Origin of the sequence: Nakamurella sp. A5-74 (assembly GCF_040438885.1) — a bacterium.
In the GTDB taxonomy this organism is placed as follows: domain Bacteria; phylum Actinomycetota; class Actinomycetes; order Mycobacteriales; family Nakamurellaceae; genus Nakamurella.
On sequence record NZ_CP159218.1, the window covers coordinates 871,376 to 884,730 of the forward strand.

Annotated in this window: 11 protein-coding genes; 3 read left to right on the forward strand and 8 right to left on the reverse strand. The window is 68.9% G+C overall.

Annotated elements, in window-relative coordinates:
• Window positions 1-26 precede the first annotated feature (26 nt).
• Window positions 27-764 (forward strand): GntR family transcriptional regulator, encoded by a 738-nt coding sequence (locus ABLG96_RS03975; RefSeq protein WP_353650121.1) that lies wholly within the window; start codon window positions 27-29, stop codon window positions 762-764.
• A gap of 219 nt (window positions 765-983) precedes the next feature.
• Here ABLG96_RS03975 and ABLG96_RS03980 read toward each other — a convergent pair whose 3' ends face one another.
• On the reverse strand, window positions 984-2,999 hold the full coding sequence (locus ABLG96_RS03980; RefSeq protein WP_353650122.1) for a bifunctional aldolase/short-chain dehydrogenase: 2,016 nt from the start codon (window positions 2,997-2,999) through the stop codon (window positions 984-986).
• 156 nt (window positions 3,000-3,155) lie between these two features.
• On the opposite strand from ABLG96_RS03980, the gene ABLG96_RS03985 reads away from it, so the two are divergent.
• On the forward strand, window positions 3,156-3,401 hold the full coding sequence (locus ABLG96_RS03985; protein ID WP_353650123.1) for a KTSC domain-containing protein: 246 nt from the start codon (window positions 3,156-3,158) through the stop codon (window positions 3,399-3,401).
• Between the two features lie 7 nt (window positions 3,402-3,408).
• Here the strand turns inward: ABLG96_RS03985 and mtnK are convergent, their stop codons facing one another.
• From mtnK to ABLG96_RS04020, 7 genes are all read right to left on the reverse strand, one after another.
• Window positions 3,409-4,641 carry an S-methyl-5-thioribose kinase gene (mtnK, locus tag ABLG96_RS03990; protein ID WP_353650124.1) on the reverse strand — a complete coding sequence of 411 codons (1,233 nt, stop codon included), beginning with the start codon at window positions 4,639-4,641 and terminating at the stop codon, window positions 3,409-3,411.
• Complete coding sequence (locus ABLG96_RS03995) at window positions 4,638-5,783, reverse strand: ABC transporter permease (RefSeq protein WP_353650125.1); 1,146 nt, start codon at window positions 5,781-5,783, stop codon at window positions 4,638-4,640. Before ABLG96_RS03995 ends, mtnK begins: the two co-directional genes overlap by 4 nt.
• Entirely contained in the window at window positions 5,780-7,549 is a 1,770-nt protein-coding gene (locus tag ABLG96_RS04000) for a sugar ABC transporter ATP-binding protein (RefSeq protein WP_353650126.1), read from the reverse strand. The genes ABLG96_RS03995 and ABLG96_RS04000 overlap by 4 nt, the downstream gene beginning before the upstream one ends.
• A 150-nt stretch (window positions 7,550-7,699) precedes the next feature.
• Complete coding sequence (locus tag ABLG96_RS04005; protein WP_353650127.1) at window positions 7,700-9,088, reverse strand: substrate-binding domain-containing protein; 1,389 nt, start codon at window positions 9,086-9,088, stop codon at window positions 7,700-7,702.
• Window positions 9,085-10,116, reverse strand: a complete 1,032-nt coding sequence (gene mtnA / locus ABLG96_RS04010; protein ID WP_353651371.1) for an S-methyl-5-thioribose-1-phosphate isomerase — start codon at window positions 10,114-10,116, stop codon at window positions 9,085-9,087. Before mtnA ends, ABLG96_RS04005 begins: the two co-directional genes overlap by 4 nt.
• 138 nt (window positions 10,117-10,254) lie before the next feature.
• Window positions 10,255-10,989 carry an EcsC family protein gene (locus ABLG96_RS04015; RefSeq protein ID WP_353650128.1) on the reverse strand — a complete coding sequence of 245 codons (735 nt, stop codon included), beginning with the start codon at window positions 10,987-10,989 and terminating at the stop codon, window positions 10,255-10,257.
• Between the two features lie 118 nt (window positions 10,990-11,107).
• A complete protein-coding gene (locus ABLG96_RS04020; RefSeq protein ID WP_353650129.1) occupies window positions 11,108-12,124 on the reverse strand; it encodes a putative sulfate exporter family transporter in 1,017 nt (338 codons plus the stop codon).
• 199 nt (window positions 12,125-12,323) lie between these two features.
• Between ABLG96_RS04020 and ABLG96_RS04025 the strand changes: the two genes are divergently transcribed.
• Entirely contained in the window at window positions 12,324-13,166 is an 843-nt protein-coding gene (locus tag ABLG96_RS04025) for a DeoR/GlpR family DNA-binding transcription regulator (RefSeq protein WP_353650130.1), read from the forward strand.
• Window positions 13,167-13,355: the final 189 nt, after the last annotated feature.

Sequence of the window (13,355 nt, forward strand, 5' to 3'; positions counted from 1 at the left end):
GGTCCGTGGCGGATAGACTCCGAAGCGTGTCGACCAGCCGAGGACGAGAGCTCAAACCGGTGCGCAACCTGCACCTGCAACTGGCCGACAGCCTGCGGGACCGGCTGCGGGACGGTGAGTGGCGGGCTGGGGATCGGCTGCCGACCGAGGCGCAGCTCTCCACCGAGTACGGGGTCTCCCGGAGCACCGTTCGGGGCGCGTTGCAGCTGCTGGAGAACCAGGGTCGCACCAGGACCCGGCACGGGCTGGGAACCTTCGTCGCGGCCTTCGGTGGCGAGATCAAGACCTCGTTGCAGGAACTGCAGTCGATGTCGGACATCATCCGCTCACACGGTTTCGAGCCGCAGATGCAGTACCACCGGGCCTCGGTCCGGACGGCGAGCGAGGAGGAGATCGATCGGCTGCACCTGGCACCCGGCGCCGAGGTGTTCGCTACCGAGCGGGCCGTGCTCGCCGACGGCGAGATGGTCGCCTTCTCCTACGACACGATCCAGACGTCGCTGTTGGGCGACGACTTCGATCCCGACGCAGTGTCCGGCTCCCTGTTCGATCTGTTGCGGATCAACGGTGTCATCCCGACCACCGCGATTGCGGAACTGCACGCAGTGGTGGATCCGACGATCGGCTGGGGCGAGCGGGCGCCGGACGGGCTCTACCTGCTGCTCGACCAGATCCACTACACGGACAGCGGTGTGGGGACTCTCGCCTCCAAGACCTACTTCGCCGAGGGCCGCTTCCAATTCTCCGTGCGACGCGTGCGCTGAAGCCGGTCAGGCGCCAGGTGGCGCACGCAGCTGCCGGCAGGTGGCGGAAACGTGTCGAGCTCGTCCGAGCCGGCGCCGCGGTTGTCGCTGGTGTCAAGGGTTGTTGCTGGCTTCAGGGACGTCCTTCTCGCCAGCAGCTGCACTCGTCACCAGCGACAAGGACTGGGGCGGCCGGCAGCTGCACTCGTCACCAGCGACACACCGGAGCAGAGCACCGGCTCAGACGACGCGGTCGCTGCCCCCGTCGATCGGCACCTGGGCGCCGGTGGTCGCACTGAACTCGTCCGAGCACAACCGCACCACTGCTGCGGCCACCAGTGGGCTGGAGACCTCGGTGCGCAACAGGTTGCGGCGCTTGTACTCCTGCACAGTCATCCCGTATCGATTCGCCCGCTCCGCGAGCAGTTCCGGGTTCCACAGACCGGTGTCGAAGACGGCGTCCGGATGCACCAGGTTGACCCGGATACCGTCGGGCGCCCACTCCAGGGCAGCCACCCGGGACAGCTGCGTCAGCGCCGCCTTCGAGGCTGAGTAGGCTGCCGCACCGGGGCCGGGAGCCGGGACGTTCTTGCTGGCGATCACGGCCACCCGGCCACCCACCGGAGACGCGGCGAGCAGCGGATGCACCGACCGGTACAGGGTGGCGACGGAATCGACGTTCACGGCCATGGTCTTGCGCCAGGCGCTCTCGTCGAGCTCGGCGATCGGTGCCGACGCGGCGAACACGCCGGCGCTGACCACCACGATGTCCAGTCCGCCGAATGCCTCGATGCCGGTGGCGATCGCGGCGTCGACGGCGGCCGCGTCGGTGACGTCGACGCTGACCCCGCACCAGGCCGGACCGGAGAACGACTCGTTGACTCCAGGCGACAGGTCCAGTCCGATGACGGCAGCACCAGCCGCGAGAAGAGCTGCAGCACAGGCCTTTCCGATACCGGATGCAGCGCCGGTGACCAGGGCGACCTGGCCGGCGAACATCGGCGGTGAGCCGGCCCGGCGCAGCTTCGCCTGCTCCAGATCCCAGTACTCCACGTCGAACAGCGGTGCTTCCGGCAACGCCTGGTAGCCGCCCAGCAGCTCGCCGCGGCCGATGATGTCGATGGTGTGGTGGTAGATGTCCGCAGAGATCGCGGCGTCCTTGGCCGTGCGGCCGGCGGTGAGCATTCCGACCCGCGGATCCAGCAATACCCGTGGGGCGGGGTCGAGGGCGGTGACGGCCTCCGGCTCGCGACCGGCCGCCGTTGCTGCGGCGCGACGGCGCTCGACGTTGCGCTGTACGTAGTCGTCGTAGGCGGCGGTGTACTCGGCGATGGCCCCGACCAGCGCGCCGTCGCCACCGTCACCGATGACGGGTACCCGTTTGGTGCGGATGATGTGATCCGGGGTGGCAGGGCCCCGCGTTGCGACGGCGGAAAGATCTTCGCGGGCAACGAATCCGGCGACGACCGGCGAGCTGTCCCGGCGCACGACGAGCGGGACACCGGCGGCATCGCTGAGTGCCCGGCGGATCGCCACCAACTCCGTCACTCCGACGGCGGGCAGCGCGGCGACCGCGGGTTCCGGAAGCGCTGCGTGCTCGGCGAGGTACTGCTGGGCCCGGTCGATCAGCGCGATGTGCCGCTCGTAGGCCTGCTGCGTGTCGGCACCGACGGTGAACAACCCGTGGTTCATCAGGACCAGGCCGACGGTGCCCGGGTGCGCGTGCCGGGGCCACAGGGTTGCGACGGATGCTGCCAGGTCGAAGCCGGGCATCGCATACGGGACGACGACGAGTTCGTCGCCGAAGACCCGACGGACCACGTCCTCGCCGTCGGCCAGGTTGGTCAACGTGACGATCGCGTCGGCATGGCTGTGCTGGACAGCGGGGAAGGGCAGCAGGGCGTGCAGCAGCGCCTCGACCGAAGGATCCGGTGCTGAGGCGTCCAGCCGGGCGCACCGCAATTCGTTGACCATCTGCGGATCCGTCATCCGCTCCAGCTGGAGCAGCTCGCGGAGGCGGGAGATTCGCAGCGGCACAAAGCCTGCGGCGGGGATGCTCGCCAGGTCGTAGCCGGAGCCCTTGACGTGCAGGACCTCGATCTCAACGCCGGTGACGTCCAGAGCAGCGGTCTTGACCGACGTGTTTCCGCCACCGTGCAGGACCAGCAGGTCGTCGCTGCCGAGCAACCGCGACCCGTAGGCGCACTGCTCGAGCGGATCGGTGGGGGCTTCGACGGTGTTCCAGCGGCTCTGCATGGTGCCCTTCAGATGGGTGATCGGTTGTCTGACAACCTACGGGACGCGTTTCCGGACGGTCAACGCCGGCGGGTGATGGATACGGCGGGTGATGAACACGGCGGGTGATGGACACGGCGGGTGATGAATACGGCGGCTGATGAATACGGTGGAGCGATGCAACGACAACCGGTGCAATCACGGATGATCGCCTCGATCGGTCATGACGCCGCCACGAACGTGCTGGAGCTGGAGTTCGTCAGCGGCGAGCTCTACCGCTACTACGCCGTCCCCGCCTCGGTCGCGGCAGCGCTGGTCGGCTCGGACCGTATCGGCGCGTTCGTCACGGCCGAGATCAAGCCGCGGTACCGCTGCGAACAGGTGGGCGACGACCTGCCCCGCGGCGGAGTTCGCCGCCGCTGAGCCGCGGTCACTCCGAGAAGGACAGCGCATCATCCGGGAGGCCCCCGTCGACCAGCAGCGAGCGGGTCAGCCGCAGGACCGCCGTGGCGGCGACCACGTACTGCTGGGTCGGCAGCGACTCGAGGTCGGTGACCTTCGCGAGTCCGATCACCCGGCGGGACATCTCGCAGCCGGCGAACGCCTGGGTGTCGGCGTGGATGTCGGCCAACCAGCCGTCCACGAAGTCGTCGGAGAACTTCGACGGCCGCGCGCGATCGGCGAACAGAGCGTGGAACCGGTCGGCGAACGCCGACCAGGCAGTCCCGACGTCCGTCAGCAACGCTGCAGCCCGAGCTGTGTCGCCCCGCACCTGGGCGCGGACAGCGGCGATCAGCAGATTCGCCTGCAGCAGACCGAGATCGAAGCCGATCGGACCGTAGAAGGAGAACTCGGGATCGAACGTCTTCACCGACCACTGCGGATCCCCGCCCGCGTCGGCAGCCCGACGGACGAAGACGCTGCCACTGTGCAGATCCCCGTGCAGCAGGGCCTCCTGGACCGTCAGGAACCGCCGCTTGGCGCGCATCGCCGCGCCGACCCACGCGGGGTCGGCCTGCAGTTCGTCGACCAGCTCCTGGACCCGGGGATCACCCACCGAGTTGCGGTCGGCGCCCAGGAACGGCTCGGTGAAGATCACGTCCTCGGTGAGCTCGCACAGCTCGCTGTTGACCGCGGCAGCAGCCGCCAGCCGGAACGGCTCCGGGTCCATCGCCAGGAAGGACGTGCCGTAACAGACGTCGGCGACGTGACGGCCGAGGACGGCGGCAACCCCATTGTCACCGGAGCCGATGTCGTTGCCCTCGTTGAGATGTGCGCGGAGCACGGTGTGATCGGTCAGGTCCTCCAGGGCCAACACGAACCAGTCCGGGTCGTAGTACGTGACCGAACAGACCCGGTCCGACAGGGCGGCATGGATGCGGATGGCGTGCGCCTCGCGCGCTGCACGCTCCTCGGTCATCGGCCAGCTCGGACCGATCAGTCGCACATAGGGCAACGCCTGCTTGAGGACGAGGTTCCGACCATCGCGGCCCCGACAGATGAAGACCTGGTTGAGGTTCCCGTCACCGACCTCGGCGACCTGCAGCCCGGCCACTTCGATCTGCGCCGCCAGCTCCGGTCGAGCGGCCAGGTACTCGGGGATGGAGGCCACGGTCAGCGTCCGGCCGGACACGGCGGCCACCGGGGCACCGGCGCCACTCATGCGTGGCCGTCCGTCTCGGTGCCGTTCGGGGACTGTGCAACAACCGGGGATGCAACGACCGGCGGTGCAACGGCTTCCGGTGCGCCGCCTCCCGGTGCGACCACTGCCGGTGCCCGACGTCGCCTGCGGCGCAGCGAGAATGAGATCAGCAGCGCGAAGATCAGCACCAGGCCCTTGATCAGATCCTGGGTGTAGTAGCTCATCTGCAGCCGGGTCAGGCCGTACAGCACCACGCCGATGAACAGCGCGCCGATCACCGTGCCGAATGCGTTGGGCTTCTTCGCGCCCAGCACGGCGTACCCGACCAGCGTCATCGCGACCGCGTCGAGCAGCGTCGAGTCACCCGCCGTGACATCGCCCTGGCGGAGTCGGGACGCGAGGATGATGCCGGCCACGGCCGCCAGCAGCCCGGAGATCGCGTACGCGGCGAAACGGTAGCGGTTGATCCTGGTGCCGGCCAGCCTGGCTGCCTCCGGGTTGCCACCGACCGCATAGAACAACCGACCGAACCTGGTGGCCTCCAGGAAGATCCACATGATCACGGCCAATGCGATGAAGACGTAGACCGAGTAGGGCAGACCCCACAACCGGTTGCCGTCGATGGCGGCGAAGCCTGCGGTGAACTTGCCCTTGAGGGGCGCGTCCTGACCTGGCAGGGTGAGCCCGGAGACCAGGGTCTGACCGTCCACCAGCCAGCGCTTCAGGCCCTGTGCGGTGAACATCATGCCGAGGGTCGCCAGCAGCGGGGGGATGTTCAGGAACACGATCAGCACTGCGTTGATCGAACCGGCGACCAGGCCGGTCAGCAGGCAGACGATGATTGCCGTGCCACCGGTCAGGGCGTACTTGATCATCACCAACGCGGCGACCGTCACCGAGAGACCGACGATGCCGCCGACCGACAGGTCCAGGTCGCCGACGATCGCCGTCAATGTCATGCCCAGCGCCGCGATCCCGGCCACCGTCTGTGCCTGCAGGACAGAAGTGAGGGTGTTCATCGAGACGAAGTTGTCGATGGAGAGGGAGAAGACGATGAGCACCAGCAGGAAGATCACCAGCACGCCGTAGCGCACGAAGAAGTCCAGCGGGCTCGGACCCGACCGGGCTCGGCCGACCGGGGTGAGGCTTGCTCCGGTGGTCATGACGACTCCTCGTTGCTGTGCTCGGTGGTGCTGCGCTGGGGAAGGGGAGCCGGGCTGGTGTGCGGTGCGGCGGGATGCTCGAGCAGGTCGTCCAGCGGGTCGTGGGTCAGCGCCCCGACCGCCTCGACACCGACCTGCTGGTCGTCGGCCAACAGTGTCGAGCTGACCGGGGACATGGCCGCGATGAGCTCGCTGCGGTGTGCGGCCGACAGCCGGACGTCGGCGACGATCATCCCCTGACGGAGCACCACGATGCGATCGGCGACCTCCAGGGCCTCGTCCAGATCGGAGGTGGCGACCAGCACTGCAGCGGTCTCGGTGAGGGCCGTGATGGTGGTGCCGATGTCGTGCCTGGCGTTGATGTCGACGCCGCGGAAGGGCTCGTCGAGCAACAGCACCTTCGGTCGGCCGAGCAACCAGCGGCCGACGACGACCTTCTGCTGGTTGCCGCCGGAGAGCGTCTCGATCGGGGCGGAGCTGGACGTGGTGACGACGCCGAGAGTGCTGATGCTCCGGCGGGCTGCGGTGCGCTCCGCGCGGGTGTTCATCAGTGTTCCGCGGGAGAACGTGCGGGTGAAGGGCAATGAGAGCTGACGCTCGATCGACCAACCGGGGACGATCGCCTGCTCGTGTCGCGACTCGGGCACCAGGTAGACCCCGGCGTCGATGGCCTCGGTCGGGTGCCCGGGAGCGAAGGGCGCCCCGTCCAGGGTGGCCGAGCCCCCGTGGGAGGGTCGCGCACCGAACACGGCCTCCAGCAGCTCGGACTTCCCGCTGCCGAGCAGCCCCAGCAGCACGGTCACCTCACCGCTGCGGAGCTCCAGGTCCAGCGGCGGTGAGCCCGGGAACACCTGCATGCCGCTGAGTTGCAGGACCGACTCGCTGCCGACGTTCTCGGTGCGGGCCATCTCGGCCGGAGTGCGGTCGAACAGCGCCTGCAGCACCTGACCCCAGTCGAATCCCTGGTTCTGCACGGCCGGCCGCTTGGTCAACAGACTGCTGTCGAGGTCGGTCGCGGGGCCGGACTGTCCGCGGAGGAACTCGCCCTGCATGGCGCCGTCCCGCAGTACCCCGACCCGATCGCACAGGGCATCGAACTCGGAGAGCTTGTGGCTGACGTAGAGCAGGGTGGCGCCGTCCTGCACGAGTTGGCGCAGCAGCTCGAACAGGCGCCCCGTTTCCTCGGTCGACAACGCCGAGGTCGGCTCGTCCAGGATCAGGATCTCCGGTTGCCGGGACAGTGCCCGCGCCAGCACCAACAGTTGGCGCTCGGAGACCCCCAGCTCCCGGACGGGTGCCCGCATCGCCGACCGGGACAGCTGCAGGCCGAGGGTGGCCGCCACGTCCCGCGCGTCGCGCTCGGTGCGCCGCCGGGAGAACCATGGGGAGGAGGAGCCGGAGTTGAGCCGGTCGAGGGCCAGGTTCTCCGCGACGGTCATGTCGAGGATGACGCCGTCGTTCGGGTTCTGGTGCACGGTGCCGACCCCGCGGCGCACCGCAGCGAGCGGGTCGGCGAACGTGGTGGGGGAGCCGTTGACCGCGATGGTCCCGCCGTCGGGTTGCTCCGCGCCGCAGAGGATCTTGATCAGGGTGGATTTGCCGGCACCGTTGGCGCCCATCAGGCCGTAGATCTCACCGCGTCGGATCTGCAGACCGACGCCGCGCAGCACCAGATTGTCGCCGAAGCTCTTGGAGATCCCGTCGACCTGCAGAACGGGTGGATCGCCCGCGGTGGTGGGGGCGACCCCGGTGGCGTTGCTGATCATGGTGCCCTCAGCATCTGCGTCCGGCCTTGCTGGAGCAAGCGTGGACGGGAGGGGGAAAGGAACAGGGGAGGAACTGGCGATGAAGGGGTGATGGGGCGCGGCGGCGGCACCGGGTCGGGGGGGAGTTCGGCACCACCGCCGCGCGTCTCATCACTGGCCCGGAGTGATCTCCGGGATCCAGCTCGCCCCGAGGTACTCGGGGGTGTTCAGGTCGGGCAGCGCCTTGCGCAGCCCCGCCATGTCGGTGACGTTCTTCTCCTTCAGCAGGTCCTGGGTGATCAGGGCTGCCGGGATGACCATCTTGCTCGGGAGGTCGACCCCGTCACCGGCGGCGACGGCGGCACGGGCGACGATGGCGCCGACGTTGGCCGGATCGGTGGCGGCCGTGGCCTTCCACAGGCTGCCGGCCTCCGTCATGAGCCCGATGTCAGCGGTGGAGATGTCGACGCCGTAGACGCTCACCTTGGTCATACCGACCTGGCGCAGCGCGATGAGCGTGCCCTTGGCCAGCTCGTCGTACGCCGCGAAAGCGATCGTGGTGTCCGGGGCCGACTGCAGGGCCGCAACACCTTCGGACGCGGTATCGGACGCGACCGACTCGGAGTACTTGCCGAAGAAGGTGGACTGGGTGAAGGTCGGGTTGTCCTTGAGGAACTGCTTGTAGACGGCGTCGCGCGAATCGAGCGGGGCGATCCCCGAGACATTGACATAGGCGATCTTGCCGCCGTCCGGGTTCTGCTCCTTGAGGTAACCCAGGATCTTGCTGGCGATCGAGGCGTCGTCCTGCGACAGGTACAGCGCCTTCTCGTTGCTGATCGCGACGTCGTACACGACAACCGGGATACCGGCCGTGATGGCCGCATCCACCTTGGGATCGATGGTGTCCTTGAGGCCGTGGTCGACGATGATCACGTCGGGCTTCGAGGCGATCGCCGAGTCGAAGTCGGTGGCCTGCTTGGCGTTGTCGTTGCGTGCGTCGTAGACGTCGACGGTCGCGCCGGCCGCCTTGAGCTGCGCCTGGGCGCCGGAGCCCCACTGCTCGAAGTAGTCGCCGATCCCGGACTGCCGGACCAGCGCGACCTTGAGCTTGTCCTTCGCACCAGCCGGCTTCTCGGCCGGCAAGGTGAAGGAGGCGTCGCCGGTCGAGCCGGAGGACGACGACGGTGCGCTGGAGCTGCCCGAACTGGAGCTGCCCGAACTGGAGCTGCCCGAACTGGAGCTGCCCGAACTGGAGGGAGCGGACTCGGTGGAGGAGGTGTCGGACGGCGTCTCGGAAGACGAGGAATCCGTGCTCGAAGAGTCGGTGGACATGGCGTCGCTCGAAGTCGCCGGGGACGAGGCCTGCGAGGTGACGGGCGCCGTCGTCGCCGGAGTGCTCGCGCCGGTGCCGCTGTCCTGCGAGCAGGCGGCGGTGAGCAGGGCAGTGGCGGCAGCGATCGCGACGAATGCGGTGGTGCGGGTACGACGGAAGCTCATGCGCATGGTCCGTTCCTCCTTGAAGGACTGCGGGATGGGGGTGCGAGCGTTGGTGCGGATCACCGGGATCGGTCCTGGTCCAGCGGGGTTTCCGGGCGTTCCCCGAGCTCCGGTCGGATGGTCCGGCGGTCGGTGACGATGGCGGTGATCAGTGCTGCGGGGGTGACGTCGAAGGCTGGGTTGCGGGCGTGCGTTCCCGGGGGTGCCGTGCGAACACCCCCGAATCCGCCGACCTCGTCCGGTCCGCGATCCTCGATCTCGATGTCGGCACCCGAAGCTGTCGCCGGATCGACGGTGGTCTCGGGTGCCACGACGATGAACGGTACGCCCGCATACCGGGCGGCCACCGCGAGGGAGAAGGTTCCGATCTTGTTGGCCGTGTCGCCGTTGGCGGCGATCCGGTCTGCACCGACGAGCACGGCATCCACGCCGCCGCCTGCCAGGATCATCGCGGCAGCCGAATCGATGATCAATTCATGCGGTGCACCCATCCTGTCCAGCTCCCAGGTGGTCAGCCGGGCGCCCTGCAGCAGAGGCCGGGTCTCGCAGGCGATGGCTGAGGCCAGGTCGCCGTCGAGGTGCAGCCGCTCGATCACTCCCAGGGCCGTTCCGTGCTCCACGGCGGCCAGCCCACCGGTGTTGCAGATGGTCATCATCGTCATGGGACGGGGTCGCCCGCCGACGAGCGAGCGGACCAGGTCGGCGCCACGCTCGGCCATCGCGAGACAGGCCGCGATGTCCTCGTCGCGCAACTGCAGCGCTGCCGTCAGGGCCGCCTGCAGTCCGCCGGTGCGGAAGGCGGCTAGCGCGCGGTCGACCCCCACCGACAGGTTGACGGCCGTCGGACGGCTGGAGCGGATGTCGGCGGCAGCGGCGATGGCCTTCTCGGTCTCGAACTGCTGCGCTGCGATCACCACGCCCAGCGCCCCCGCAACCCCGAGGGCTGGCGCGCCGCGGACGGAGAGTCGCTGGATGGCGCCGATCAGGTCGTCGACGGTGCCGATGTCGAGCAGCACCGTCTCGGAGGGTAGTCGCGTCTGATCGATCATCCGGATGACGCCTGGTGCGTCGTCACCTTGGGACCAGTCGATCGTCCGCACGAGCACCGGCCTCCCGGAGTCGGAGCGACGTGGATCGCCGCAGCGAGGTGAGGTTGTCAGACAACTGATGTCTCTGTCAACCGCATGCGGACGACGCTGCTCGTCCACTTCCTACCGGAGCGTGACGACTCAGACCCGGGGAGACGGGGGAGAGTCGATGGTGACAGCTCCCGGCGGAGCGATGGCGATGAGTTCCTTGGCCGCATAGCGGCCCAGCTGCCAGGTCGACCAGCCGTCGCTGGCGCCACCGATCGCCCCGCCCACGAACGGGATCCGCTTCCCGACGAAGGTGGCCATCCGCTTCCCGCCGACCCCGGCGATGATCTCGGCGGTGATCAGCCGAGCCACCTTGTCGTCGGTCGTCGGATCGCCCCCGGTGCCCTCCCTGGTCATCGTCGCGATGTGCCGAGGAGTGCCCGGTAGGGTGCCGTCCTTGATCAGACCGTCGATGGTGGATCTGCCGAGCATGCAGACCAGCACCGCGTCGCGGACCCGCGGGTCGTCCAGGTCGTAACCCCGCAGATGGGCGATCCCGGCCACCAGGTGGCACTGCACGAGGGCCAGGCCGGCGATGTTCGCCGGGATGGTGGCCGCCGCCGTCACCAGACCGCCGATGTTGGTGACGAACCCCTGCACACCCGCGTACTTCGTGTGTACCTCGATCAGGTCGCGGACGGCGGCCTCGACGTCCCCGTCGTTGGACGCGAGGGTCTTGTCCGCCTGTCGAGCCGCGCCGAGCAGGCTGCCGACTCCGTCGATCGACCGGTCGAGTGTGCCGCGGACGAAGCCTGCGGCATGCCGGGGGACGAGCTTCTTGCCCGCGGAGGACAGTGCTCCCCCCGTGAGGTTCCTGACGATGCCCACGTGTGCTCCTCTTGATCCTTGCGGTCGATGGTTGCTGCGTGCGTCCGGTACCCGCCGCAGATCTCGATGTAACCGTGCTCTCGGTGGAACCGCGCTCTCGAGGTGGCCGTGCGGCCGGTCACCCGGCCAGATGGACACCGATCAGCGCGACACCGGCGATCAGGATCCACGAGAGCAAACCGACCAGGGCCGAGCGCCCAGCCGTCCGGATCAACGTGCGCAGCCGGACCGAGGTTCCCAGGCCGACCATCGCCGCCGTCAGCAGGGTGGTCTCGACGGTTTGCGCGACGCCGAGCACCGAGGGCGGCAGCAGGCCGCTGCTGCGCACGAGGACCGCCAGCAGGAACCCCGCGACGAACAGCGGGAGCAGGGCGGGACGGGCGACCCGGGCGGAATCGGTCGCACCGTCACCGCTCGTGGACCGGCGACGTTCCACGACCGCGGCGATGGCAACCATCGGCGCCAGCAGGACGACCCTGGTCAGCTTGACCACGATCGCCGCCGAGAGCGCCACCGGTCCGGCCACGGAGGCGGCGGCAACGGTCTGCGCGACGTCGTGGACGCTGGCGCCGGTCCACAGGCCGAAGTGGTGGTCGTCCAGGCCGAGCGGCACCTGCAGCGCCGGCAACATCAGGATGGCGGCGCTGCCGAAGAGCGTCACCAGGCTGATCGCGGTGACGACGTCGGATTCCTTGCTGCGGGTGACGCCGTTCATCGCCGCGACGGCCGAGGCACCGCAGATGGAGAAGCCGGTGGCGAGCAACAGCCCGGCATCGCGGGACAGCCCGAACGCCCTGGCCAGCACCAGGGTTCCGCCGAACGCGATGACGACCGTTGCGACCACGACGATCAGCATGGGCAGACCGAGGTCGGCCACCTGGGGGAGGGACAACCGCAGACCGAGGACGACGATCCCGAGGCGGAGCAGTCTTCTGGCAGCCACCTGCAGACCCGGCCGGAAGCTGTCACGGGCCAGACCCGTGTTGCCCAGCACGATGCCCAGCAGCAGGCCGAACGTGAGCGGGCTGACCTGGGGCAGTGCGAGGTGTGCGAGCCAGGCGATGCCGGTGGCGACCGCGACCAGCATCAGGCCGGGCAGGATGCCGCGCGCTGCGGATCGCCGGGCACCGGTCACTTTCGTCAGCTCCCGTCCTGGTCCGGTCGGCCGCCGACGACAGTCGGACGGGTGTGCTGCCAGCCTTTCATCACCGACCCGCCGACCGATCTCGGCCGTGAGCTGTCCATGGCGCCTTGTCCGGTTCTGATAGCTTGGGCCCGCGCACGCACCGCGAGCCGATCAGATCGATGTCCAGGATGATCGGAATGATCGATCGATGAGTCCGCAGATCGGGGAGCGGTGCGAATCCGCGAGAGGACGCTCGACAATGTTCGCAGCCCAGCGACGCCAGGCCATCCTTGAGTTGCTGCATGCCCGCGGCGCGGTCTCGTTGCGGGACCTGTCCGAGGCGGTCCAGAGCTCGGAAGTGACGATCCGGCGCGACATCCAGGCGCTGGAGCGCGACGGTCTTGTGGATCGCCGCCGCGGCGGCGCAGCGTTGCCGGGCGGGCTCTCGCATGAGCAGAGCTACCGCCAGAAGACCAGGGTCGCCGCGGCCGAGAAGGCCGACATCGCTGTACTGGCATCCACTCTGGTCGAAGAGGGTGACGCCATCGTGATCGGCGCCGGCACCACCACCGAGGAATTCGCCCGTGGGCTCGTCCGGATGAAGGATCTCACCGTCGTCACCAACTCGCTGCTGGTTGCCCAGGTGCTCGCCTGGACCGCGGTCGAGGTGGTGATGACCGGTGGATCGCTGCGTGGGACGACGTACGCCCTGGTCGGTGGGTCCGCCGAGACCGCGTTCGCGCAACTGCGGGTGCGCAGGGCATTTTTGTCCGGCAACGGGTTGACCGCTGAGCGCGGCCTGTCGACGCCGAACATGCACGTGGCCGGGGTGGACAAGACGATCGCCGCCGCTGCTCAAGAGGTGGTGGTGCTGGCCGACCACACGAAACTGGGTATCGACACCATGTTCCAGACGGTGCCGACCTCCCGGATCTCGCACCTGGTCACCGACGGCGCCGCGGACCGGGTCCTGCTCGAGGCGGTGGGCGCGGTGGGCGTCACAGTCCACGTGGCCCCGCCCCGCCGCACCTCGGCCAAAGATCGCGCCTGATTCTCGGAGTTCCCGCTGCGGCACCGGCACTGCCCGGCGCAGCGTCCCGGGTGAGCCGGTGCCCCACGAGAGCAAGCACCCGTCCGCATCGTCGCGTCCGCCGACGAACGGACAGCTTCCGGACCGCACCAAGTGCCGAGCCCGGCCGCCTGTCGTCACATGCTGTGATCGAATCTGATCGTTTGCGGC

Excerpts from the sequence above, each read along its gene's own strand:
- ABLG96_RS04025 (WP_353650130.1), top strand. The coding sequence starts at position 12,324 with ATGAGTCCGCAGATCGGGGAGCGGTGCGAATCCGCGAGAGGACGCTCG.
- ABLG96_RS04000 (WP_353650126.1), bottom strand. The coding sequence starts at position 7,549 with ATGATCAGCAACGCCACCGGGGTCGCCCCCACCACCGCGGGCGATCCA.
- ABLG96_RS03980 (WP_353650122.1), bottom strand. The coding sequence starts at position 2,999 with ATGCAGAGCCGCTGGAACACCGTCGAAGCCCCCACCGATCCGCTCGAG.
- ABLG96_RS03995 (WP_353650125.1), bottom strand. The coding sequence starts at position 5,783 with ATGACCACCGGAGCAAGCCTCACCCCGGTCGGCCGAGCCCGGTCGGGT.
- mtnK (WP_353650124.1), bottom strand. The coding sequence starts at position 4,641 with ATGAGTGGCGCCGGTGCCCCGGTGGCCGCCGTGTCCGGCCGGACGCTG.
- ABLG96_RS03985 (WP_353650123.1), top strand. The coding sequence starts at position 3,156 with ATGCAACGACAACCGGTGCAATCACGGATGATCGCCTCGATCGGTCAT.